This is a genomic window from Streptomyces sp. NPDC029152 (genome assembly GCF_055564355.1).
The window spans coordinates 1-22,819 of record NZ_JBVHWR010000005.1 but is presented as its reverse complement, the minus strand read 5'-3'; the positions used below and the strand labels follow the sequence as shown (position 1 = coordinate 22,819).

Genomic DNA, 22,819 nt, shown 5'->3' with positions numbered 1-22,819 from the left:
GGGGGCGTCAGGCGCGGCGCGACTCGCCGAGGTGGTGCACCCGGACCATGTTGGTGGTGCCGGGCACGCCGGGGGGCGAGCCGGCGGTGATCACGACGATGTCGCCGTCGTTGAAGCGGCCGAGCTTCACCATCTCCTGGTCCACCAGCTCGACCATCTCGTCCGTGCTGTTGACGAACGGCACCACGTGCGGCTCCACGCCCCAGCTGAGCGCCAGCTGGTTGCGGGTGGACTCGTCGGTGGTGAAGGCGAGGATGGGCTGGGTCGCGCGGTAGCGGGACAGGCGGCGCGCGGTGTCGCCGGACTGGGTGAAGGCCACCAGGCCCTTGCCGCCGAGGAAGTCGGCGATCTCGGCGGCGGCACGGGCCACCGAACCGCCCTGCGTGCGCGGCTTCTTGCCCGGCACCAGCGGCTGCAGGCCCTTGGAGAGCAGCTCCTGCTCGGCCGCCGTGACGATCTTCGACATCGTCTTGACGGTCTCGATCGGGTACGCGCCCACGGACGACTCGGCCGACAGCATGACCGCGTCCGCGCCGTCCAGGATCGCGTTGGCGACGTCGGAGGCCTCGGCGCGGGTCGGCCGGGAGTTGGTGATCATCGACTCCATCATCTGGGTCGCCACGATCACCGGCTTGGCGTTGCGCCGGCACAGCTCGATCAGGCGCTTCTGCACCATGGGGACCTTCTCGAGCGGGTACTCGACGGCCAGGTCGCCGCGGGCCACCATGACGGCGTCGAACGCCATCACGACGTCCTCCATGTTGTCCACCGCCTGCGGCTTCTCCACCTTGGCGATGACGGGGACCCGGCGGCCCTCCTCGTCCATCACGCGGTGGACGTCGGCGACGTCCTTGGCGTCCCGGACGAAGGAGAGGGCGACCATGTCGCAGCCCATGCGCAGCGCGAAGCGGAGGTCCTCGACGTCCTTCTCGGACAGCGCGGGCACGTTCACCGCCGCGCCGGGCAGGTTGATGCCCTTGTGGTCGGAGATGACGCCGCCCTCGATGACGATCGTCCGCACCCGGGGGCCCTCGACCTCGGTGACCTTCAGCTCGACGTTGCCGTCGTTGATGAGGATCTGGTCGCCCTTGGCCACGTCGCCGGGCAGGCCCTTGTACGTCGTGCCGCAGATCGTCCGGTCGCCCGGCACGTCCTCGGTGGTGATGGTGAACTCGTCACCGCGCACCAGCTCGACGGGGCCCTCGGCGAAGGTCTCCAGACGGATCTTGGGGCCCTGCAGGTCGGCGAGGACACCGATGGCCCTGCCGGTCTCCTTGGCGGCGGCCCGGACGCGGTCATAACGCCCCTGGTGCTCGGCGTGGGTGCCGTGGCTGAAGTTGAAGCGGGCCACGTTCATGCCGGCTTCGATCAGGGCGACGAGCTGCTCGTGGGAGTCGACCGCGGGGCCGAGAGTACAGACGATTTTCGAACGGCGCATGGGGCGATCCTATCGGTTTGTTTCGCTGCGGAATATTCCGTCTGGCGGAAAATACAAAAGGGCGGGATGCCGCTCAGGTGAGATTCCCCGAACCATTTACCAGCGCGTAGGTTTGTGTCGCGATCTCCATTTCCTCGTCGGTCGGCACCACGGCCACCGCCACCCGTGCGGACGCGGGCGAGATCAGCCGCGCCCGGTCGCCGCGCGCGGCGTTCAGGTCCGCGTCGACCGCCAGGCCCAGTCCTTCCAGGCCCGCCACGGCGGCCTCCCGCACCGGCGCCGCGTTCTCCCCGACCCCGGCCGTGAAGGCGACCGCGTCCACCCGCCCGAGAACGGCGTAATAGGCGCCGATGTACTTCTTCAACCGGTGAATGTAGATGTCGAAGGCGAGCCGCGCCTCTTCGTCTCCCGCGTCGATCCGGCGCCGGATCTCCCGCATGTCGTTGTCCCCGCACAGCCCGAACAGGCCGCTCCTCTTGTTGAGGAGAGTGTCGATCTCGTCCGTGGACATTCCGCCGACGCGATCCAAATGGAAGATGACCGCCGGGTCCAGGTCTCCCGACCGCGTACCCATCACCAGCCCTTCCAAAGGCGTCATCCCCATGGACGTGTCCACGCACCGGCCGCCCTCGACCGCCGAGGCCGAGGCGCCGTTGCCGAGGTGGAGCACGATGACGTTGACCTCCGACGGGGCCTTGCCCAGCAGGCGCGCCGTCTCCCGGGAGACGTACGCGTGCGAGGTGCCGTGGAAGCCGTAGCGGCGGATGCGGTGCCGGTCGGCGATCCTCGGGTCGATCGCGTAACGCGCCGCGGCCTCCGGGATCGTCGTGTGGAACGCCGTGTCGAAGACCGCCACCTGGGGCAGGTCGGGACGGAGCGCCCGGGCGGTGCGGATGCCGGTGAGGTTGGCCGGGTTGTGCAGCGGCGCCACCGGGACCAGCCGCTCGATCTCGGTGAGCACGGAGTCGTCCACGAGGGTGGGTTCGGTGAAGAAGATGCCGCCGTGCACCACCCGGTGCCCGATCGCGGCCAGCTCCGGGGAGTCCAGGCCCAGACCGTCCCGGGCCAGTTCCCCGGCGACCGCCTTCAGGGCGGCCTCGTGGTCGGCGATCGGTCCGTTCTGCTCGCGGGTGTCGCCGTCGGCCACGCGGGTGTGCTTCAGCCGGGAGGTCCGCTCGCCGATCCGCTCGACCAGCCCCACCGCCAGCCGGCTGCCGTCGTGCATGTCGAGCAGCTGGTACTTCACCGACGACGAGCCGGAGTTGAGGACGAGGACTCGCGTCGCGCTCACAGGTCGGACACCTTTTCGCTCGGGGACTGCTGGGCCTGGATCGCCGTGATGGCGACGGTGTTGACGATGTCCTGGACGAGTGCGCCCCGGGACAGGTCGTTGACCGGCTTGCGCAGGCCCTGGAGGACCGGGCCGACGGCGATGGCGCCGGCCGAGCGCTGCACGGCCTTGTAGGTGTTGTTGCCGGTGTTCAGGTCGGGGAAGATCAGCACGCTGGCCTGCCCGGCGACCTCGGAGCCGGGCAGCTTGGTCGCGGCGACCGACGGCTCGACGGCGGCGTCGTACTGGATCGGTCCCTCGATCCTCAGGTCGGGGCGGCGCGAGCGGACCAGCCCGGTCGCCTCGCGCACCTTGTCGACGTCCGCGCCGGAACCGGACGTGCCGGTCGAGTACGACAGCATGGCGATGCGCGGATCCACGCCGAACTGCGCCGCCGTGGACGCCGACTGCGTCGCGATGTCGGCGAGCTGCTCGGCGTCCGGGTCCGGGTTGACCGCGCAGTCGCCGTAGACGAGGACCTTGTCGGCCAGGCACATGAAGAAGACCGAGGAGACGATCGACGCCTCCGGCTTGGTTTTGATGATCTCGAAGGCCGGGCGGATGGTCGCCGCCGTCGAGTGCACCGACCCCGACACCATGCCGTCGGCCAGCCCCTCCTGCACCATCAGCGTGCCGAAGTAGTTGACGTCGGACACGACGTCGTACGCCAGCTCCACGGTGACGCCCTTGTGGGCGCGCAGGGCCGCGTACTTCTCCGCGAAGGAGTCGCGCAGCTCGGACACCGCCGGGTCGATCAGCTGGGCGGCGCCGAGGTCGATGCCGAGGTCGGCGGCCTTCTTGCGGATCTGCTCCACGTTGCCGAGCAGCGTCAGCTCGCACACGCCCCGGCGCAGCAGCACCTCCGCCGCGTGCAGCACCCGCTCCTCGGTGCCCTCCGGGAGGACGACCCGGCGCAGGTCCGAGCGGGCCTGCTCCAGCAGCTTGTGCTCGAACATCATCGGGGTGACGCGGTCGCTGCTCGGCGCGGAGACCCGCTTGCTGAGGTCGGCGGTGTCGACGTACCGCTCGAAGAGACCGAGGGCGGTCTCCGCCTTGCGCGGGGTGGCCGCGTTGAGCTTGCCCTCCAGGGAGAACAGCTGCTCGGCGGTGGGGAAGCTGTTGCCGGTCACCGCGAGCACCGGCGTGCCCGGGGCGAGACGGGCGGCGAGGGTGAGGATGCCCTCGCCCGGCACCTCGTTCAGGGTCAGCAGCAGACCGGCTATCGGCGGGGTGCCGGCGCTGTGCGCGGCCAGCGTGCCGATCACCAGGTCGGCCCGGTCGCCGGGCGTGATGACCAGGCAGCCGGGGGTCAGCGCGGTCAGCAGGTTGGGCAGCATCGCCCCGCCGAAGACGAAGTCCAGCGCGTCGCGGGCGAGCCCCGAGTCGTCCCCGAGGACCACCCGCGCGCCGAGGGAGTGCGCGATCTGGGAGACGGTCGGCGCCGACAGCGCGGGCTCGTCGGGCACCACCCAGCAGGGCACCGGCAGCCGGTTCGCCAGCCGCTCGGCGATCTCGTCCCGGTCCTCGCGGGCGACCCGGTTGGTCACCATGGCCAGGACGTCGCAGCCCAGCCCGTCGTAGGCGCGGAAGGCGTTGACCGTCTCGGCGAGCACCGACTCGGCCGTCTGCTTGCGCCCGCCCACGACCGGGAGGACCGAGGCGCCGAACTCGTTGGCGAGCCGCGCGTTCAGCGACAGCTCGTCCGGGAGCTGGGTGCCGGCGAAGTCGGTGCCGAGGACGAGGACGACGTCGTAGTCCCGGGCGACCAGGTGGAACCGCTCGACCAGCGCGGACACCAGCTCGTCCGTGCCCTGCTCGGCCTGGAGCGCGGACGCCTCCTGGTAGTCCAGGCCGTAGACCGTCGCCGGGTCCTGCGAGAGCCGGTAGCGGGCGCGCAGCAGCTCGAAGAGCCGGTCGGGCCCGTCGTGGACCAGGGGACGGAAGACGCCGACCCGGTCGACCTGCCGGGTCAGGAGCTCCATGACCCCCAGTTCGACGACCTGACGGCCGTCGCCGCGGTCGATACCGGTCACGTACACGCTGCGCGTCACGCGTGCTCTCCGTTTCGTCTCGGTCTCGTCTCGGTGCGGTTGTCCGGCGGCGGCCGTCCCCATGCACAAAGATCACCCACCGGAGTGAGCGGAACCCTCTTGACAGTACCCCTCCCCACGGATAAGGCGCCCGTCAGTGAACCCTGCCGGAGGGCGGCTAGGGTGCCGCCCGTAAGGAAGCGGCATCCCCCCGGGGGACGTGAAAGAATCGGACATGGCTCACCGGTGTCCACAGCGAGCAGGAGACACAGCACGATGCGTATCGGAGTCCTCACCGCAGGCGGCGACTGCCCCGGGCTGAACGCAGTGATCCGGTCGGTCGTGCACCGAGCGGTCGACAACTACGGCGACGAGGTCATCGGCTTCGAGGACGGCTACGCGGGCCTGCTCGACGGCCGTTACCGCGCCCTCGACCTGAACGCGGTCAGCGGCATCCTGGCGCGCGGCGGCACGATCCTCGGCTCCTCCCGGCTGGAGCGCGACCGGCTCCGCGAGGCCTGCGAGAACGCGGGCGACATGATCCAGAGCTTCGGCATCGACGCGCTGATCCCGATCGGCGGCGAGGGCACGCTGACGGCGGCCCGGATGCTGTCCGACGCGGGTCTGCCCGTGGTCGGCGTGCCCAAGACGATCGACAACGACATCTCCTCCACCGACCGCACCTTCGGCTTCGACACGGCGGTCGGCGTGGCGACGGAGGCGATGGACCGCCTCAAGACCACCGCCGAGTCCCACCAGCGCGTGATGGTCGTCGAGGTCATGGGCCGGCACGCCGGCTGGATCGCCCTCGAGTCCGGCATGGCCGCCGGTGCCCACGGCATCTGCCTGCCCGAACGGCCCTTCGACCCCGCCGACCTGGTCAAGATGGTCGAGGAGCGGTTCGCCCGCGGCAAGAAGTTCGCCGTCGTCTGCGTCGCCGAGGGGGCCCACCCCGTCGAGGGCTCCATGGACTACGGCAAGGGCGAGATCGACAAGTTCGGCCACGAGCGCTTCCAGGGCATCGGCACGGCGCTGGCGTACGAGCTGGAGCGCAGGCTCGGCAAGGAGGCCAAGCCGGTCATCCTCGGCCACGTCCAGCGCGGTGGTGTGCCCACCGCGTACGACAGGGTGCTCGCCACCCGCTTCGGCTGGCACGCGGTCGAGGCCGCGCACCGGGGCGAGTTCGGCCGGATGACCGCGCTGCGCGGCACGGACGTCGTCATGGTGCCGCTGGCCGAGGCCGTCACCGAGCTGAAGACGGTGCCGAAGGACCGCATGGACGAGGCCGAGTCGGTCTTCTAGCCGGGGCGGGACGGCCGGCCGCGCCTCACTCGGTGTGCTTGCGGACCACCGTCCAGAAGTGCTCCACGATCCGGTCGAGGTAGTCGCGGCCGGCCGCGCTGGAGTCGCCGCGGCCACCGCCCCAGCTGAGCGTGGCGACCATGTGCCCCTGGTAGTCCTGGTGCAGTTCCTGGAGCACCTCCTCCAGGATCCGCCGGTCCAGCGGGGCGATCTTGGAGACCGGGCGGACGTACCCCTGCCAGCGGGTGTTCACCGCGCTGCGCAGCAGGTCGGCGAGTTTCGCGTCGCGCCCCGTGACGGTCACGAAGTCGGGCAGCTCGAGACCGAGCACGTCGGCGAGCGCGGACGACTGGCGGTCGGTGCCGCGCCAGTCGTCCTTCTCCTCCATCTTCAGATAGGCGTCCGGGCCGAGCCCCACGGCACGCGCCACGTCCTCGGGGGCGAGTCCGCGGGCGATGCGGTGCTCGCGCAGGGTCCGCGGGCGGCCGATGAGTTCGCCGGGCGAGCACCACAGCACGCCCGCGAGGGCCGTGAGCTCGGGGTTGGCGGGGGAGGCCAGCCCCCGCTCCCAGGCGACGACGAGGTCGGGGGTGACGTACGGCAGCCCGTACGACACCCGCATGCCGTGGGCGACGTGCTCGGGCCCCATGCCGAGGGCGGCACGCAGGCGGCGGGCGGCGAGGGCGTTGAACGGGGGACCCGGCTGGCCCGGGTGAGGTGAGGGTCGGCGCACGGGCCACACCGTAGGGGGCCGGGGCCGACTTGACTACGGGCTGTTCACCCAGCGATACGGATCGTACGAACCTACGGGTCCGGGCGGCGGCCGGCCCGTTCATCCCTTGACCGCCCCGCCCAGCGCGAAGCCGCCGCCGAGCCGCCGGGAGATCAGCACGTACAGCAGGACCACCGGCGTCGAGTAGACGACGGAGAACGCCGCCAGCTGCCCGTACGCCACCATGCCCCGGTTGCCGAAGAAGTCGTTGATGCTCACCGACGCCGGCATCCGGTCCGGGGTGAGCAGCAGCATGAAGGGGACGAAGAAGTTCCCCCACATCATCACGAACGAGAACACCGTCACCACCGCCACCCCCGGACCCGTCAGCGGCAGCACGATCCGCAGCAGCGACTGGAACGAGGACGCGCCGTCCGTCCACGCCGCCTCCTCCAGTTCCCTCGGCACTCCGTCCATGAAGTTCTTCATCAGCCAGATGGCGAACGGCAGGTGGGACGCGGCGAAGAAGAAGACGGTGCCCTGCGGGGTGTCGATCAGGTTCACCCGTACGAACAGCGCGTAGACCGGCACCATGATCGCCGTGATGGGCAGGCTGGTCGCGAACAGGACCGTCAGCAGGAACGGCCGGTTCAGCCGGGACCGGAAACGGGACAGCGGATACGCCGCGAGCGCCGCGCACACCACCGTCAGCGCCGTCGCGCCGCCGCACAGCACCAGACTGTTGAGCAGCGGCGTGAAGGTGATGTCGTCGGTGAGGACCGCGTCGAAGTTGTCCAGGGTGAGGCCGTCGGGAGCCTTCACCCGCAGGCTCGCGTGCGGGTCGAGGGCGGACAGCACCACCCACGCCAGCGGCAGCACGAAGGCGGCGGCGGCCACCAGCAGCCCGGCGTCGGCGGCCAGCCGTCGTCGCGTACGACGGGAGGCGGACGTGCGTGTCGTGCGGGCCATGGGCGGTCAGACCTCCGTCCGCAGCAGGCGCAGGTACACGACCGAGAACAGCGAGCCGATCAGCAACAGCAGCAGCGCCACCGCCGTGCCGTAGCCGATCAGGCTGTTCTGGAAGGCCTGTTCGTACATGAACAGCGGCAGTGTCCGGCTCCGGCCGCCCGGGCCGCCGCGCGTCATCACCCAGATCAGGCCGAACACCGACAGGGTCTGGAGGGTGTTGAGCATGAGGTTGGTGCCGATGGAGCGGCGGATCATCGGCAGCGTGATGTGCCACATGCGGCGCCAGCCGCTCGCCCCGTCCACCTCGGCGGCCTCGGTGACCTCCTTCGGGATCTCGTCCAGCGCGGCCGAGTACACCAGCATCGAGAACGCCGTGCCCCGCCAGACGTTGGCGAAGGACACCGCCAGGATCGGCAGCGTGAACAGCCAGTTCTGGGAGGGCAGATGGAGCCGGTCCAGGATGGCGTTGAGGGTGCCCTCGCGGCGGAAGAAGGCGTAGAGCAGGAAGCCCGCCACCACCTCCGGCAGCACCCACGCCGTGACGACGATGCCGCCGGTGAGCGTACGGACCGGTTTCGAGGCCCGCCGCATCAGCGAGGCCAGCGCCAGCCCCAGGGTGTTCTGCCCGATCAGCGACGACAGCACCGTGAAGACCAGCGTCAGCCACACGGCGTCGAGGAACGCCTCGTCCCGGAAGGCCCGGCGGAAGTTGTCGAACCCGACGAAGGACTCCTCGGCCTGCCCGGTCAGCTGGAGGTCGGTGAAGGCGATGACGACGCAGTAGGCGATCGGGCCGGCGAGGAAGAGCAGCAGCAGGACGACGGCGGGGGAGACGGGCAGGGCCCGGACCAGGGAGCGCCGCACGGCGCCGGGCCGGCGGGCCGGGGCGGCGCCGGGCGGGACCTCGCGGACCTTCTCCGGGCCCGTGTGCCGCGGCGCGGCCGCGGTCACCTGCGGACCACCTGGCCGTCGGTGGCCTCCTTCAGCGCCTCGTCGTAGCCGCGCGCCGCCTCCTCGACCGACAGGTCACCGGTCGTCACGCCCTCCATGGCCTCCTGGATCGCGACGGACACCTTGGGATACGCCGGGTAGGCGGGCCGGTAGTGGGTGCCGGCGACCAGGTCGGTGAAGAACTCGGTGCCGGGCTGGGCCCGGACGTACGCGGGGTCGTCCGCGACGTCCTCGCGGACCGCGATGCCGGAGTTGGCGACGCACCACTTCTGCGCGTTGGCCTTGGTCTGCATCGTCTTGACGAACTCGAAGGCCAGGTCGGGGTTGGCCGCCTTGGCGGGGATCGCCCAGGTCCAGCCGCCGGACATGCTCACCTTGCCGGGCGCCTGACCGTGCTGGGTGGGCATGGCCGCGAGCCCCAGCTCCTTCGACCACTCGGGCCACTCGTGGCCGCTGCCCTCCAGCCAGTCCTGCGGCAGCCAGGAGCCGTCCAGGGCGATGCCGAGCTTGCCCTGGGGGAGGAGCTCGCCGCGGACCGTGGTGGCGAAGTTGGGGTCGAGCGCGTCGGACACCTCGGGGCCGAGCTTCTCCTCGTAGACCGTCTCGACGAACGCGAGGGAGTCCTTGAAGCCCTGCCCCGCCGCGATCCACTTCTTGCTGCCCTTGTCGTACAGCGGGTCGGTGGTCCCGTCGTTCGTGCCGTACAGCAGCATCTCGAAGCCCTGCATGGTGGCGGCCTCGCCGGCGGGCTTGCCCGTGTACACGTTGAGCGGGGTGACGCCGGGGACCTTCTCCTTGATGGCGCGGGCCGCCGAGAGCACGTCGTCCCAGGTCCTCGGCTGCCAGTCGGCGGGCAGACCGGCCTTGGCGAAGACGTCCTTGCTGAACCACAGCCCGCGGGTGTCGGTGCCGTCCGGGACGCCGTACGTCTTGCCGTCCTCGCCCCTGGCCGCCGCCTTCGCGGTGTCGATGAACCTGTCCCAGTCCTGCCACTTGGCGAGGTAGGCGTCGAGCGGCTTCAAGTACCCGCTGGTGATGTCGGAGTTGATGAGGAAGGTGTCCTCGTAGACCAGGTCCGGCGCGGTCTTGGGGGAGCGCAGCATCTGCTGCACCTTGGTGTAGTACTCCGAGTCCGGGGCCTTGATCGGGACGAGCTCGACCTTCTTGCCCGGGTGGGCCTTCTCGAACTGCTTCTCGATGTCGGCGAGATAGGTGTCCATTACCTTGACTGAGTTGTCCGTCGACTGCTTGAAGGAGACCTTCACCGTGTCCGGATCGCTGCCGGAGCCGCTCGAGCAGGCGGCGAGTGCGGTGGAGGCGAGCGCGGTCAGGGTGACGAGAGAGGTGAACCGGACGGTGGGACGCACGGGCGACGACCTCCTGCTGGCGCACGACGTTGTGGCCGGGACGGCTGCCCGGCGAACGTAAGAGGGGCGGTCCGGCCGGGTCAATGCGTGTGCCGTGGATTACCTGTGTTCATCGGCCCCGCTCGGTCCCCCGGACCCACCGGTACACCAACTCCGGCCGCCCCACCTGCCCGTACAGCGGACTCCGCCGCGCCCGGCCGGTCTCCACCAGGTGCTCCAGGTACCGGCGGGCGGTGATGCGCGAGATGCCCACCGCCTCGGCCACCCCGGCCGCCGTGAGGCCCTCCTGCGCGCCCCGCAGGGCGCCGGTCACCCGCTCCAGCGTGGGTGCGCTCAGGCCCTTGGGCAGTGCCGCCGGGCCAGGAGCCCGCAGCGCGGCCAGGGCCCGGTCCACCTCGTCCTGGCCGCTCGCCTCCCCGGCGGCGCCCCGGAACTCGGCGTACCGCACCAGCCGGTCCCGCAGGGTGGCGAAGGTGAACGGCTTCAGCACGTACTGCACAACGCCCAGCGACACCCCCTCCCGCACGACCGCCAGGTCCCGGGCCGACGTCACCGCTATCACGTCGGCCTGATGCCCGGCCGCCCGCAGCGAACGGGCCAGCTGGAGCCCGTGCACGTCCGGCAGGTGCAGGTCGAGCAGGATCAGGTCGACCGGCGTGCGGTCCAGCAGGCGCCGCGCCTGAGCGCCCGAGTGCGCCGTGCCGACGGCGGTGAACCCCGGCACCCGGCCGACGTACATCACGTGCGCGTCGGCGGCGACGGGGTCGTCCTCGACGACGAGGACGCGGATGGGCTGCTCGGCGGTCATACGGATCCTCCGGGCCCCGTCCCACCCGTCAGGGCGTCCGGCGCCGGGCCGCGGCCCCCGTCGCCGGCCAGCGGCAGGCGGGCCTCGAAGCGGGCGCCGCCGCCCTCGGCCCCGGCCACCGCGAGGCTGCCCCCGTGCCGGTGCACCGCCTGCCGGACCAGGGCCAGCCCCAGGCCCCGCCCGCCCTCACCGGCCGGCTTGGTCGTGAAGCCCCGCTGGAAGAGCAGGCCGGCATGGGCCGGGTCGACGCCCGCGCCGGTGTCCGACACCCGCAGCACCAGCTCCGGGCCGTCCCCGGCCGTGTCGGTGTACGCCGCCACCGTCACCCGCGAGGGCACCCGGCCCTGGGCCGCGTCCACCGCGTTGTCGATCAGGTTGCCCAGGATCGTCACCAGGTCCCGGGCGGGCAGGGACGGGGGCAGCAGCCCGTCGTCCAGCCGGCTCTCCCGCGACACCACCAGTTCCACTCCCCGCTCGTTCGCCTGCGCCGTCTTGCCCAGCAGCAGCGCGGCCAGCACCGGCTCGCTCACCGCCGCCACCACCTGGTCGGTGAGCGCCTGCGCCAGCTCCAGCTCGGCCGTCGCGAAGTCCACCGCCTCCTCGGCGCGCCCCAGCTCGATCAGCGAGACGACCGTGTGCAGCCGGTTGGCGGCCTCGTGCGCCTGCGAGCGCAGCGCCTGCGTGAAGCCGCGCTCGGTGTCCAGCTCGCCCATCAGCGACTGGAGCTCGGTGACGTCCCGCAGGGTCACCACCGTGCCCCGGCGCTCACCGCCCGAGACCGGCGAGGTGTTCACCACCAGCACCCGCTCGGCCGTCAGGTGCACCTCGTCCACCCGCGGCTCCGACGAGAGCAGCGCCCCCGTCAGCGGCGCCGGCAGCCCGAGGTCGGCGACCGACGTGCCCACCACGTCGCCGCCCACGCCGAGCAGCTCCCGTCCGCCGTCGTTGATCAGCGCGACACGGTACTGCCAGTCCAGCATCAGCAGCCCCTCCCGTACCGCGTGCAGCGCCGCCTGATGGTAGTCGTGCATGCGGCTCAGCTCGGCCGCGTTCATGCCGTGGGTGTGCCGCCGCAGCCGCGCGTTGATCACGTACGTGCCGACCGCGCCGAGCACCAGGGCGCCGGCCGCGACCAGGAGGAGCGCCGTGACCTGCTCCTGCACCCGCTTGCTGATCTCCTCGACCTTGATCCCGGCGCTGACCAGGCCGACGACCCGGCCGTCGTCCCGCACGGGGGTGACCGCCCGGACCGACGGGCCCAGCGTCCCCGTGTAGGTCTCGGTGAAGGTCTCGCCGCGCTGCGCGCGCTCGATGTGGCCCTGGAAGCGGTGGCCGATCTGCCCCGGGTCGGGATGGGTCCATCGGATGCCCTGCGGGGTCATGATCGTGACGAAGTCGACGTCGGTGTCCCGCATGACGCGTACCGCGTACGGCTGGAGCCGCGCCGTCGGGTCGGCGGTGCCGATGGCCTCCGGCACGGACGGCGAGTCGGCGATCGACAGCGCCACCGACCTGGCCTGACGGCCCGCCGCCTCCTCGGCCTGGTCCCGGTCGCCGAGGTAGGTGAACAGCGCGTACCCGGCGACGACGACCGCTATCAGCACGGCCTGCATCGCGAAGAGCTGGCCGGCCAGGCTGCGGGGTCTCGGGACGCTGAGGGGCATGCCGTCAGTCTCCCTCCTGTCTGAATGTGAACTAAATGAACGCAAGGGTGACCGCGCTCACAGGAAGGGAGATAGTCGCCGCATCCCCGAACCGAACCGCCCGGACGTGAGCCGCACGCCGGTGATGCCGACGACGTCGTCAAGGAGGGCCGCCGTGACAGCCGATACGGCACCTGCCGCACCCCCCGCCAAGCGGGACCGCACGCACTACCTCTACATCGCGGTGATCGTCGCGGTGGCCCTCGGCATCGCCGTCGGCCTGATCGCGCCCGACTTCGCGGTCGAGCTGAAGCCGATCGGCACCGGCTTCGTGAACCTGATCAAGATGATGATCTCGCCGATCATCTTCTGCACGATCGTGCTGGGCATCGGTTCGGTGCGCAAGGCCGCCAAGGTCGGCGCGGTGGGCGGCATCGCCCTCGCCTACTTCATGGTGATGTCGCTGGTCGCCCTGGCGATCGGCCTGATCGTCGGCAACATCCTGGACCCGGGCACCGGCCTCGCGGTCACCGACGCCGTCAAGGAGACCGGTCACGCGCAGGTCGACGCCGAGGCCAAGGACACCACCGAGTTCCTGCTCGGCATCATCCCGACCACGATCGTGTCGGCGTTCACCGAGGGCGAGGTCCTGCAGACCCTGCTGATCGCGCTGCTCTGCGGCTTCGCGCTCCAGGCGATGGGCAAGGCCGGCCGGCCCGTGCTGCGCGGCGTCGAGCACATCCAGCGCCTGGTCTTCCGGGTCCTCGCCATGATCATGTGGGCGGCGCCGGTCGGCGCGTTCGGCGCGATGGCGGCGGTGACCGGTTCGGCCGGTGTGGACGCCCTGAAGAGCCTGGCCGTGCTGATGCTCGGGTTCTACGTCACCTGCATCCTGTTCGTCATCGTGGTGCTGGGCGCCCTGCTGAAGATCTGCACCGGCGTGAACGCGCTCGCGCTCTTCAAGTACCTGGGCCGCGAGTTCCTGCTGATCCTGTCCACGTCCTCCTCGGAGTCGGCGCTGCCCCGTCTCATCGCCAAGATGGAGCACCTGGGCGTCAGCAAGCCGGTGGTCGGCATCACCGTCCCGACCGGCTACTCCTTCAACCTCGACGGCACCATGATCTACATGACCATGGCCTCGCTGTTCATCGCCGACGCCATGGGCACGCCGATGTCGATCGGTGAGCAGATCCCGCTGCTGCTGTTCCTGTTCGTCGCCTCCAAGGGCGCCGCCGGTGTCACCGGCGCGGGCCTCGCGACGCTGGCCGGTGGTCTCCAGTCGCACAAGCCCGCCCTGGTGGACGGCATCGGCCTGATCGTCGGCATCGACCGCTTCATGAGCGAGGCCCGCGCCCTGACCAACTTCGCGGGCAACGCGGTGGCCACCGTCCTGATCGGTACCTGGACCAAGGAGATCGACAAGGAGCGGGTCGCCGAGGTGCTGGCCGGGCGGGTCCCGTTCGACGAGCGGACGCTCCTCGACGACGGCCACGGCGGTGACGACACCCCCGCGCCCCTGCCCGAGCAGGGCGGCGAGAAGGAGCTGGCGAAGGCCTGACGCCCGCTCCGCACAGACCCCGGGCGGCTGAGGGCTCCCCCCGTTGCTCAGCCGCCCGGCCCTTTCCTTCCCTCCTTGCCTTGACGTCCGCGTCAAGGCTTACGTTCGTCCCCATGCGAATCGGTGAACTGGCCGCACGCGCCGGGACCACGACGCGGACGCTGCGGTACTACGAATCGCGCGGGCTGCTGCCCGCGCGGCGGGACGCCCACGGGCACCGGACCTACGACGAGCGCGACGTGAAGCTGCTGGAGCAGATCAGGACGCTGCGCGACTTCGGGTTCGACCTGGAGGAGACCCGGCCCTTCGTGGAGTGCCTGCGGGCCGGTCACCCGGAAGGGGACTCGTGCCCGGCGTCGCTCGCGGTCTACCGCCGCAAGCTGGCGGAGCTGGACGCGCTGATCGGCGAGCTGCGGGGCGTGCGCGCGACGGTCGCGGACCAGCTGGCGCGCGCGGAGGCGGCGCGGGACGGGCTGGCCACCGAGGCGCTGGTTCCGGGGGGCCCGGAGCCCGAATGCGAACTGGGAGGGCGAGGACTGTGAGCGCAGCGAGTGGTGTGGTGGAGGTGACCGACGCGACCTTCGCGGAGGAGGTCATCGGGGCGGGGATGCCGGTGCTGGTGGAGTTCACCGCGGACTGGTGCCCGCCGTGCCGGCAGATGGCCCCGGTGCTCGGAGCCCTGGCCGCGGAGGAGGCGGACCGGCTCCGGGTGGTCCAGCTGAACGTCGACGCGAACCCGGAGACGACCAACGCCTACAAGGTGCTGTCGATGCCGACGTTCATGGTGTTCCGGGACGGCGAGCCGGTGAAGGCGATGGTGGGCGCCCGGCCCAAGCGTCGGCTGCTGGAGGAGCTGTCCGACGTGCTGTGATCCGGAGACGACAGAAGAAATCCCCCGAGTGCAATTGCGCTCGGGGGATTTCTTTGCGTATATTCGATGATTCGTGACTTCGGGAAAAGGGCGTCACGAAGAAGTTCACTGAGCACAGTATATGCGGGCGGGAGTGGCATTGTCAAACAAAGAATTTCCGGACGACGAATTGCTGCACGAACAGGAATTCATCGACGGGCTGTACGCGCGGGTGGACGCGCTGCGCGGCGACACCGAGGTCTCGGTCACGGACGCGCTCGCGCAGGGCAACACCCCCATGCAGGCCAGACTGGAGCGGGACATCCTGGTCGCCGAGCGCTCCGGGCTGCTCGCCGCGCTCAACGCGGTGGACGGCTCCCTGTGCTTCGGCCGGATCGACCTCGCCTCCGGGGAGGGCCACCACATCGGCCGCATCGGCCTGCGCGCCGACGACGCCGAACGCACCCCGGTCCTGATCGACTGGCGGGCCGACGTCGCCCGCCCCTTCTACCTGGCGACCGGTCACACCCCGATGGGCCTGCGCCGCCGCCGGCACATCGCGAGCGAGGGCCGCCGCGTCACCGCCCTGCACGACGAGATCCTCGACCTCGGCGACGAGAGGCGCACCGGCCACGAGGACCCGTCGGGCGACGCCGTGCTGCTCGCCGCGCTGAACTCCGCGCGCACCGGCCGCATGGGCGACATCGTGCAGACCATCCAGGCCGACCAGGACCGCATCATCCGCGCCCCGCACCGCGGCGTGCTGGTCGTCGAGGGCGGCCCCGGCACCGGCAAGACCGCCGTCGCCCTGCACCGCGCCGCCTACCTGCTCTACGAGCACCGCGAACTGCTCGCCAAGCGCGCCGTCCTCATCGTCGGCCCCAACCCGGCCTTCCTCGGCTACATCGGCGAGGTCCTGCCCTCCCTGGGCGAGACCGGGGTGCTCCTCGCGACCGTCGGCGAGCTGTTCCCCGGCGTGAGGGCCACCGCGACGGACACCCCCGAGGCGGCCGCGGTGAAGGGCCGGGCCGCCATGGCCGACGTCCTCGCCGAGGTGGTCCGCGACCGGCAGGCGCTGCCCGACCCGGTCATCGCGATCGAGCACGACCGCGACGTCCTCCTGCTCGACGACGGCCTGGTCGACGTCGCCCGCGAGCGCACCCGTGCCACGGGACTGCCCCACAACGCGGCCCGCGAGCACTTCGAGGGCCACATCCTCAACACCCTCACCGACATGGTCGCCGAACGCATCGGCACCGACCCCTACGACGGCACCAACCTCCTCGACCCCAGCGACATCACCCAGATCCGCGACGAACTCGCCGAGAACCCCGAGGTCTGGGCCGCCGTCGACCGGCTCTGGCCCCGGCTCACCCCGCAGCGCCTCGTCGCCGACTTCCTCGCCGCACCGGAGGCCTTCCTCACCGCCGAGGACGCCGCCGCCGTGCGCCGCCCGGTGACCCGGCACTGGACCGTCGCCGACGTCCCCCTGCTGGACGAGGCGGCCGAACTGCTCGGCGTGGACGACCGGATCGCCCGCACCCGCGCCGAACGCGAGCGGGAGGAGCAGATCGCCTACGCGCAGGGCGTGCTGGACGTGTCGTACGCGTCCCGGACCTACGAGTTCGAGGACAAGGACGAGGAGGAGGCCGAGGTCCTGCTCGCGCACGACATCATCGACGCCGAGCGGTTCGCCGAACGCCAGGAGGAGGAGGACCACCGCAGCGCCGCCGAGCGCGCCGCGGCCGACCGCACCTGGGCGTTCGGGCACATCATCGTCGACGAGGCGCAGGAGCTGTCCCCGATGGCGTGGCGGCTGCTGATGCGCCGCTGCCCGACCCGCTCCATGACCCTGGTCGGCGACCCGGCGCAGACCGCGGAGGCGGCCGGCGTCGGCTCCTGGTCGGAGATCCTCCACCCCTACGTCGAGGACCGCTGGGAGCACACCCGTCTCGGCGTCAACTACCGCACCCCGGCCGAGATCATGGTCCTGGCGGCGGCCGTCGTCCGCGCCCGGCACCCGGAGTTCGCCCCGCCGAGCTCGGTGCGCTCCACGGGCGTGCGCCCCTGGATCCGCGCCGCCGACGACCTCCCGGCCGCCGTCGCCGAGGCTGCCCGGGAGCTGACCCCCGACGAGGGCCGCCTCGCCGTCATCGCCCCGCGCGAGCTGCACCGGGTGCTCGCGGCCCGGCTCGACGGCGTCACGGCGGGTGCCGAGCCCGACCTGACCCGGTCCGTCGTCCTTCTCGACCCGCGTCAGTCCAAGGGCCTGGAGTTCGACTCCGTCCTGGTCGTCGAGCCCGGCCGCTACGGCACGAGCGACCTCTACGTGGCCCTCACCCGGGCCACCCAGCGGCTCGGCGTCCTGCACAGCGAACCGCTGCCGAAGGGCCTGGCGGACGCGGCCTGAGCGTCAGGCCGGACGCAGCCACACCGTCGCCAGGGGCGGCAGGGTCAGCCGGATGCTCGCCGGCCGGCCGTGCCACCCCTGCGGCTCGGGCTTCACCGGGCCGGGGTTGCCCACGCCGCCGCCGCCGTAGCGGGCGGCGTCGGTGTTGAGGACCTCGTGCCAGGCGGGCACCTCGTCGGGGACGCCGAGCCGGTAGTCGGAGCGGACGACCGGCGCGAAGTTGGACACCGCCAGCAGCGGGGCGCCGTCCGCGTCGCACCGCAGGAACGCGAGGACGTTGTCCTCGGCGGCGTCCCCGACCACCCACGAGAAACCGGCGGGGTGGGTGTCCCGCTGCCACAGCGCGGGCGTGTCCCGGTAGACGGTGTTCAGATCGCGGACCAGGTCCAGCACGCCCCGGTGGTCGGCCGCCGCCCCGTACTGCGGATCGAGCAGCCACCAGTCGGGGCCGCGCTCCTCGGACCACTCGGCGCCCTGCGCGAACTCCTGGCCCATGAACAGCAGCTGCTTGCCGGGGTGGGCCCACATGAAGCCCAGGTACGCCCGCTCGTTCGCCCGCTGCTGCCACCAGTCGCCCGGCATCTTCGACACCAGCGACTTCTTGCCGTGCACCACCTCGTCGTGCGATATCGGCAGCACGTAGTTCTCGCTGTACGCGTACACCATGGAGAAGGTCATCTCGCCGTGGTGGTACTTGCGGTGCACCGGCTCGTGGCTCATGTACTCCAGCGAGTCGTGCATCCAGCCCATGTTCCACTTCAGCCCGAAACCGAGCCCGCCGAAGCCGCTGGGCCCCTTGTGGTGCGTGGCCCGCGTGACCCCGTCCCAGGCCGTGGACTCCTCGGCGACGGTCACCACGCCCGGCACCCGCCGGTACACCGTGGCGTTCATCTCCTGGAGGAACGCCACCGCGTCCAGGTTCTCCCGGCCGCCGTGCTCGTTGGGCGTCCACTGGCCCGGCTCGCGCGAGTAGTCCAGGTACAGCATCGAGGCGACCGCGTCCACGCGCAGCCCGTCGATGTGGAACTCCTCGCACCAGTACACGGCGTTGGCGACGAGGAAGTTGCGCACCTCGCGGCGCCCGAAGTCGAACTCCAGCGTCCCCCAGTCCGGGTGCGCGGCCCTGAGCGGATCGGAGTGCTCGTACAGCGGACGTCCGTCGAACTCGGCCAGCGCCCAGTCGTCGCGCGGGAAGTGCGCCGGCACCCAGTCCATCAGGACGCCGATGCCGGCCCGGTGCAGCCGGTCGACCAGGTACTTGAAGTCGTCGGGCTCGCCGAGCCGGGCCGTGGGTGCGTAGAAACCGGTGACCTGGTAGCCCCACGAGCCGCCGAAGGGGTGCTCGGCGACCGGCATCAGCTCGACGTGCGTGAAGCCGAGGTCCTTGACGTACGCGGGCAGTTGCTCCGCCAGCTCGCGGTACGACAGTCCCGGACGCCAGGACGGCAGGTGGACCTCGTACACCGACATCGGGGCCTCGTGCGCGGGTACGCCGGCGCGTGCGGCCAGCCACGCGTCGTCGCCCCAGGTGTAGTCCGAGGCGTACACGACGGAGGACGTCGCCGGCGGCACCTCCGTGCGGCGGGCCAGCGGGTCGGCGCGGAAGGTGCGCGAGCCGTCGGGCCGGGTGATCTCGAACTTGTACGGTTCGCCCGCGCCGACGCCGGGCAGGAACACCTCCCACACGCCGGTCCCGCCGAGCGACCGCATGGGGTGGCCGGTGCCGTCCCAGAAGTTGAAGCCGCCGGCGACCCGCACCCCGCGCGCGTTCGGAGCCCACACCGCGAAGCGGGTGCCGGTCACCCCCTGGTGGGTCGTCGGGTGCGCGCCGAGCGCCTGCCACAGCTGCTCGTGCCGGCCCTCGCCGATCAGGTGCAGGTCCAGCTCGCCCAGCGTGGGCAGGAAGCGGTAGGGGTCCTCGGTCTCCTGGACCGTCCCCTCGTAGGCGACGAGGAGCCGGTAGGCGGGGACCTCGTCGAGCGGCAGCAGCCCCGAGAAGAAACCCTCTCCGTCGTGGTGCAGCTCGGCGCGCAACTCCCCGGCCAGCACGGTCACGGCGAGCGCGTACGGCCGGAACACCCGGACGGCGATTCCGCCGGGCACCGGGTGGGCACCGAGCACGGAGTGCGGGTCGTGGTGCGTGCCGGCCAGCAGCCGCTCCCGGTCACCGGCGGCCGGCGCGAGGGCGGCGGGCCCGGCGGGGGCGGGGGTCTTTGTCGCCGCCCCGGCGGTGGTGCGCCTCGGCGCGGGAGCCTTCCCGGCGGCGGTCCTCCTCGCCGCCGGGGCCTTCTTCGCGGTGGCCTTCCCGGCCACGGCCTTCTTGCCGACGGCCTTCCCGGTCACGGTCTTCCTCGTGGCCGCCGTCTTCGCGACCACCTTCTGCGCCGGTGTCTTCTCCGCAGGCGACTTCTTCGCGGCCGTCTCCTTCGCGACCGCCTTCTTCACGGCTTTCCTCGCCGTCTTCTTCACCGCCTTCTGCGCGGGCGTCCTCTCGGCGGCCGCCTTCTGCGCGCTCTTCTCCTCGGCCGTCTTCTTCGGATCCGGACCGCTGGACGGGGGGCGGGGGGTCACGGGCGGAGCCTCCTAGGCGAAGAACGAACGGGAAACGGGGTCACGAGGTGACGCCGGGCCGGTCGGGCGCGGCCAGGCGGCGCACCGCGGACAGGGGGACCGGGAGCCAGTCGGGGCGGTGCCGGGCCTCGTACACCACCTCGTAGACGGCCTTGTCCGTCTCGTAGGCGCGCAGCAGCACGGGGTCGGTGCGCGGGTCGAAGCCGCCGGCCTCCGCGTACCCGGTGCAGTACGCGGCCCGGCAGGTCTCGGCCCAGCCGGGCACCGGGACGTCGGCGGAGTGCGCCGCGTAGTCGAAGGAGCGCAGCATCCCCGCGACGTCCCGCACCGCGGGCTGCGGCATCCGCCGCTCGGCCAGCGGTTTCGCGGGCTCGCCCTCGAAGTCGATCAACGACCACTGCCCGGACGGCGACCGCAGGCACTGCCCGAGGTGCAGGTCGCCGTGGACGCGCTGCGCGGTCCAGGTGCGGCCCTCATCGGCCAGGTCGGCCAGGGCGGTGAAGGCCGTGCGCAGCCCGGGCGCGTACGGCAGCAGGGCCGGCACCGCGTGGACGGCCTCCTCCAGCCGCGCGATCATGCCGTCGACCAGCGGCCGCAGCCGGCTGTGGCCCAGCGTGACCGTCGGCAGCGCGCGGGCCAGGGCGGTGTGCACCTCGGCGGTGGCCCGGCCCAGCGCCCGCGCCTCGGCGGCGAAGTCCTCGCCCTTGGCCAGCTCGCGCAGGGCCAGCTCCCAGCCGTCGGTCGCGCCCTGCACGTACGGCTGGAGCACGCCCAGCACCCAGGTCCGCCCGGCCAGGTCCGCCGTCATCCAGCCCGTGGGCGCCGGCACCCGGGGGCAGCCCGCGCGGGCCAGCGCCAGCGGCAGCTCCAGATCGGGGTTGATCCCGGGCACGATCCGGCGCAACAGCTTGAGGATGAACGTATCTCCGTACACGACCGACGAGTTCGACTGCTCGGCGGTCATCAGGCGCGGCACCAGCCCGGTGCGGATCTCCTGGTCCGGGTCGCGCTCGAAGCGGAGCCCGCCCACGCGGGCCCGGGTGCGCAGCGCCTCCAGGAGCACCTCGGCGGGCCGGGTGTCGTGGAGGGCGTCGTAGACGGTGCGTCCGGCCAGCGGGCCCTCGGTGACGTGGCCGATCAGGGCGGGCGCCAGCCGGGGCGGCAGCGCCTCGCGCACCCCTATCAGGAGTTGGTAGCAGTCGCCCGGCTGCTCGGGGGTGCCGAGGGCCGGAACGGAGGGCTGGTGGGCACGCACCAGCACGTGGAAGAGGCCGAGACGGGCGTCGGCCGGCAGCAGCTCGGTGGCCGCGACCAGCGAGAACCCGGTGACCGGGCGCCCCTTGCCCGCGAACCAGCGCTGCCGCGGCAGCCATTCCCGCAGCAGCGGGTCCAGGGACGCAAGGAGTCCGGGCGGGCTCGTGACGGTGCGTATGACGGCTTCCGACATGGCGTCGCGTCCTTTCCCCGGGTCGACGGGGTGTGAGTGATGCGTGCCCAGGGCGGGGCGGTGGAAACCGACCCGCCCTGGGTCTGGGCTAGGCGGCGTCCTTGCGGAGCCGGAACCAGTAGAAGCCGTGCCCGGCCAGGGTCAGCAGGTACGGCAGCTCCCCGACCGCCGGGAAGCGGACCCCGCCGAACAGCTCGACGGGGTGGCGTCCCTCGAAGGCGCTCAGGTCGAGCTCGGTGGGCTGTGCGAACCGGGAGAAGTTGTGGACGCACAGGACCAGGTCGTCCTCGTACTCGCGCAGGAAGGCCAGGACGGCGGGGTTGGACGAGGGCAGCTCGGTGTACGAGCCCAGGCCGAACGCCACGTTCTGCTTGCGGATCTCGATCATGCGCCGGGTCCAGTGCAGCAGCGAGGACGGCGAGGCCATGGACGCCTCGACGTTCGTCACCTGGTAGCCGTAGACCGGGTCCATGATCGTCGGCAGGTAGAGCCGGCCCGGGTCCGACGACGAGAAGCCGGCGTTGCGGTCCGGGGTCCACTGCATCGGTGTGCGCACCGCGTCGCGGTCGCCGAGCCAGATGTTGTCGCCCATGCCGATCTCGTCGCCGTAGTAGAGGATCGGCGAGCCGGGCAGGGACAGCAGCAGGGCGGTGAACAGTTCGATCTGGTTGCGGTCGTTGTCGAGGAGGGGGGCCAGGCGCCGGCGGATGCCGATGTTGGCGCGCATCCGCGGGTCCTTCGCGTACTCGGCCCACATGTAGTCGCGCTCCTCGTCGGTGACCATCTCCAGGGTCAGCTCGTCGTGGTTGCGCAGGAAGATGCCCCACTGGCAGCCCGACGGGATCGCCGGGGTCTTGGCCAGGATCTCCGAGACCGGGTAGCGCGACTCGCGGCGCACGGCCATGAAGATGCGCGGCATCACCGGGAAGTGGAAGGCCATGTGGCACTCGTCGCCGCCGGCCGCGTAGTCGCCGAAGTAGTCGACCACGTCCTCGGGCCACTGGTTGGCCTCGGCCAGCAGCACCGTGTCCGGGTACTGCGCGTCGATCTCCTTGCGGACGCGCTTGAGGAAGGCGTGCGTGGCCGGGAGGTTCTCGCAGTTGGTGCCCTCCTGCTGGTACAGGTAGGGCACGGCGTCCAGCCGGAAGCCGTCGATGCCGAGGTCCAGCCAGAACTTCAGCGCGGCCAGCATCTCCTCCTGCACCGCGGGGTTCTCGTAGTTCAGGTCCGGCTGGTGGGAGAAGAAGCGGTGCCAGAAGTACTGCTTGCGGACCGGGTCGTACGTCCAGTTCGACGCCTCCGTGTCCACGAAGATGATCCGCGCGTCCTGGAACTGCTTGTCGTCGTCGGCCCAGACGTAGTAGTCGCCGTAGGGGCCGTCGGGGTTCTTCCGCGACTCCTGGAACCACGGGTGCTGGTCGCTGGTGTGGTTC

General features: G+C 71.6%; 17 protein-coding genes. 5 read left to right on the top strand and 12 right to left on the bottom strand.

The features are described 5' to 3' along the window. Nucleotides 1–7: 7 nt before the first annotated feature. From pyk to pta, 3 genes are all read right to left on the bottom strand, one after another. Complete coding sequence (pyk, locus tag ACZ4V6_RS12285; RefSeq protein WP_467825697.1) at nt 8–1,438, bottom strand: pyruvate kinase; 1,431 nt, start codon at nt 1,436–1,438, stop codon at nt 8–10. Nucleotides 1,439–1,511: 73 nt separating this feature from the next. Continuing rightward, entirely contained in the window at nt 1,512–2,729 is a 1,218-nt protein-coding gene (locus ACZ4V6_RS12280; protein ID WP_467825695.1) for an acetate kinase, read from the bottom strand. Continuing rightward, nucleotides 2,726–4,819 (bottom strand): phosphate acetyltransferase, encoded by a 2,094-nt coding sequence (gene pta / locus ACZ4V6_RS12275; protein WP_467825692.1) that lies wholly within the window; start codon nt 4,817–4,819, stop codon nt 2,726–2,728. Before pta ends, ACZ4V6_RS12280 begins: the two co-directional genes overlap by 4 nt. Nucleotides 4,820–5,074: 255 nt before the next feature. On the opposite strand from pta, the gene ACZ4V6_RS12270 reads away from it, so the two are divergent. Further along, on the top strand, nt 5,075–6,100 hold the full coding sequence (locus ACZ4V6_RS12270) for an ATP-dependent 6-phosphofructokinase (RefSeq protein WP_467825689.1): 1,026 nt from the start codon (nt 5,075–5,077) through the stop codon (nt 6,098–6,100). Nucleotides 6,101–6,125: 25 nt separating this feature from the next. On the opposite strand, the gene ACZ4V6_RS12265 is transcribed toward ACZ4V6_RS12270, so the two are convergent. The 6 genes from ACZ4V6_RS12265 to ACZ4V6_RS12240 form a co-directional block, all read right to left on the bottom strand. Continuing rightward, nucleotides 6,126–6,842 (bottom strand): helix-turn-helix domain-containing protein, encoded by a 717-nt coding sequence (locus tag ACZ4V6_RS12265; protein WP_467825686.1) that lies wholly within the window; start codon nt 6,840–6,842, stop codon nt 6,126–6,128. Between the two features lie 90 nt (nt 6,843–6,932). Further along, complete coding sequence (locus ACZ4V6_RS12260; RefSeq protein ID WP_467825684.1) at nt 6,933–7,781, bottom strand: carbohydrate ABC transporter permease; 849 nt, start codon at nt 7,779–7,781, stop codon at nt 6,933–6,935. 6 nt (nt 7,782–7,787) lie between these two features. Then, complete coding sequence (locus tag ACZ4V6_RS12255; RefSeq protein ID WP_467825682.1) at nt 7,788–8,732, bottom strand: carbohydrate ABC transporter permease; 945 nt, start codon at nt 8,730–8,732, stop codon at nt 7,788–7,790. After that, the gene (locus tag ACZ4V6_RS12250) at nt 8,729–10,099 is read right to left on the bottom strand and encodes an extracellular solute-binding protein (RefSeq protein WP_467825679.1); all 1,371 of its coding nucleotides are present in this window, start codon (nt 10,097–10,099) and stop codon (nt 8,729–8,731) included. Before ACZ4V6_RS12250 ends, ACZ4V6_RS12255 begins: the two co-directional genes overlap by 4 nt. Nucleotides 10,100–10,208: 109 nt before the next feature. Beyond that, nucleotides 10,209–10,907: a response regulator gene (locus ACZ4V6_RS12245; RefSeq protein ID WP_467825677.1), complete on the bottom strand. Its 699-nt coding sequence runs from the start codon at nt 10,905–10,907 to the stop codon at nt 10,209–10,211. Further along, the gene (locus ACZ4V6_RS12240) at nt 10,904–12,571 is read right to left on the bottom strand and encodes a sensor histidine kinase (RefSeq protein WP_467825674.1); all 1,668 of its coding nucleotides are present in this window, start codon (nt 12,569–12,571) and stop codon (nt 10,904–10,906) included. The genes ACZ4V6_RS12245 and ACZ4V6_RS12240 overlap by 4 nt, the downstream gene beginning before the upstream one ends. 124 nt (nt 12,572–12,695) lie before the next feature. Between ACZ4V6_RS12240 and ACZ4V6_RS12235 the strand changes: the two genes are divergently transcribed. The 4 genes from ACZ4V6_RS12235 to ACZ4V6_RS12220 all read left to right on the top strand — a co-directional run bounded on the left by ACZ4V6_RS12235 (nt 12,696) and on the right by ACZ4V6_RS12220 (nt 17,368). Further along, nucleotides 12,696–14,108, top strand: a complete 1,413-nt coding sequence (locus ACZ4V6_RS12235; RefSeq protein WP_467826483.1) for a cation:dicarboxylate symporter family transporter — start codon at nt 12,696–12,698, stop codon at nt 14,106–14,108. 113 nt (nt 14,109–14,221) lie between these two features. After that, complete coding sequence (locus ACZ4V6_RS12230) at nt 14,222–14,650, top strand: MerR family transcriptional regulator (protein ID WP_467825671.1); 429 nt, start codon at nt 14,222–14,224, stop codon at nt 14,648–14,650. Beyond that, nucleotides 14,647–14,979: a thioredoxin family protein gene (locus tag ACZ4V6_RS12225; RefSeq protein ID WP_467825669.1), complete on the top strand. Its 333-nt coding sequence runs from the start codon at nt 14,647–14,649 to the stop codon at nt 14,977–14,979. Before ACZ4V6_RS12230 ends, ACZ4V6_RS12225 begins: the two co-directional genes overlap by 4 nt. 121 nt (nt 14,980–15,100) lie before the next feature. Further along, nucleotides 15,101–17,368, top strand: coding sequence for a HelD family protein (locus ACZ4V6_RS12220; RefSeq protein WP_467825666.1), 2,268 nt, complete (start codon nt 15,101–15,103; stop codon nt 17,366–17,368). 3 nt (nt 17,369–17,371) lie between these two features. On the opposite strand, the gene glgB is transcribed toward ACZ4V6_RS12220, so the two are convergent. The 3 genes from glgB to treS form a co-directional block, all read right to left on the bottom strand. After that, complete coding sequence (gene glgB / locus ACZ4V6_RS12215; protein ID WP_467825664.1) at nt 17,372–19,939, bottom strand: 1,4-alpha-glucan branching enzyme; 2,568 nt, start codon at nt 19,937–19,939, stop codon at nt 17,372–17,374. 40 nt (nt 19,940–19,979) lie between these two features. After that, complete coding sequence (locus tag ACZ4V6_RS12210; protein ID WP_467825661.1) at nt 19,980–21,386, bottom strand: maltokinase N-terminal cap-like domain-containing protein; 1,407 nt, start codon at nt 21,384–21,386, stop codon at nt 19,980–19,982. Between the two features lie 88 nt (nt 21,387–21,474). After that, nucleotides 21,475–22,819, bottom strand: a 1,345-nt coding sequence (gene treS, locus ACZ4V6_RS12205; RefSeq protein ID WP_467825659.1) for a maltose alpha-D-glucosyltransferase, incomplete at its 5' end; no start/stop codon positions are given.

Coding starts and splice junctions, on each gene's coding strand:
- pyk (WP_467825697.1), bottom strand. CDS start 1,438: ATGCGCCGTTCGAAAATCGTCTGTACTCTCGGCCCCGCGGTCGACTCC.
- ACZ4V6_RS12270 (WP_467825689.1), top strand. CDS start 5,075: ATGCGTATCGGAGTCCTCACCGCAGGCGGCGACTGCCCCGGGCTGAAC.
- ACZ4V6_RS12260 (WP_467825684.1), bottom strand. CDS start 7,781: ATGGCCCGCACGACACGCACGTCCGCCTCCCGTCGTACGCGACGACGG.
- ACZ4V6_RS12245 (WP_467825677.1), bottom strand. CDS start 10,907: ATGACCGCCGAGCAGCCCATCCGCGTCCTCGTCGTCGAGGACGACCCC.
- ACZ4V6_RS12240 (WP_467825674.1), bottom strand. CDS start 12,571: ATGCCCCTCAGCGTCCCGAGACCCCGCAGCCTGGCCGGCCAGCTCTTC.
- ACZ4V6_RS12235 (WP_467826483.1), top strand. CDS start 12,696: ATGCCGACGACGTCGTCAAGGAGGGCCGCCGTGACAGCCGATACGGCA.
- ACZ4V6_RS12230 (WP_467825671.1), top strand. CDS start 14,222: ATGCGAATCGGTGAACTGGCCGCACGCGCCGGGACCACGACGCGGACG.
- ACZ4V6_RS12220 (WP_467825666.1), top strand. CDS start 15,101: ATGCGGGCGGGAGTGGCATTGTCAAACAAAGAATTTCCGGACGACGAA.
- ACZ4V6_RS12210 (WP_467825661.1), bottom strand. CDS start 21,386: ATGTCGGAAGCCGTCATACGCACCGTCACGAGCCCGCCCGGACTCCTT.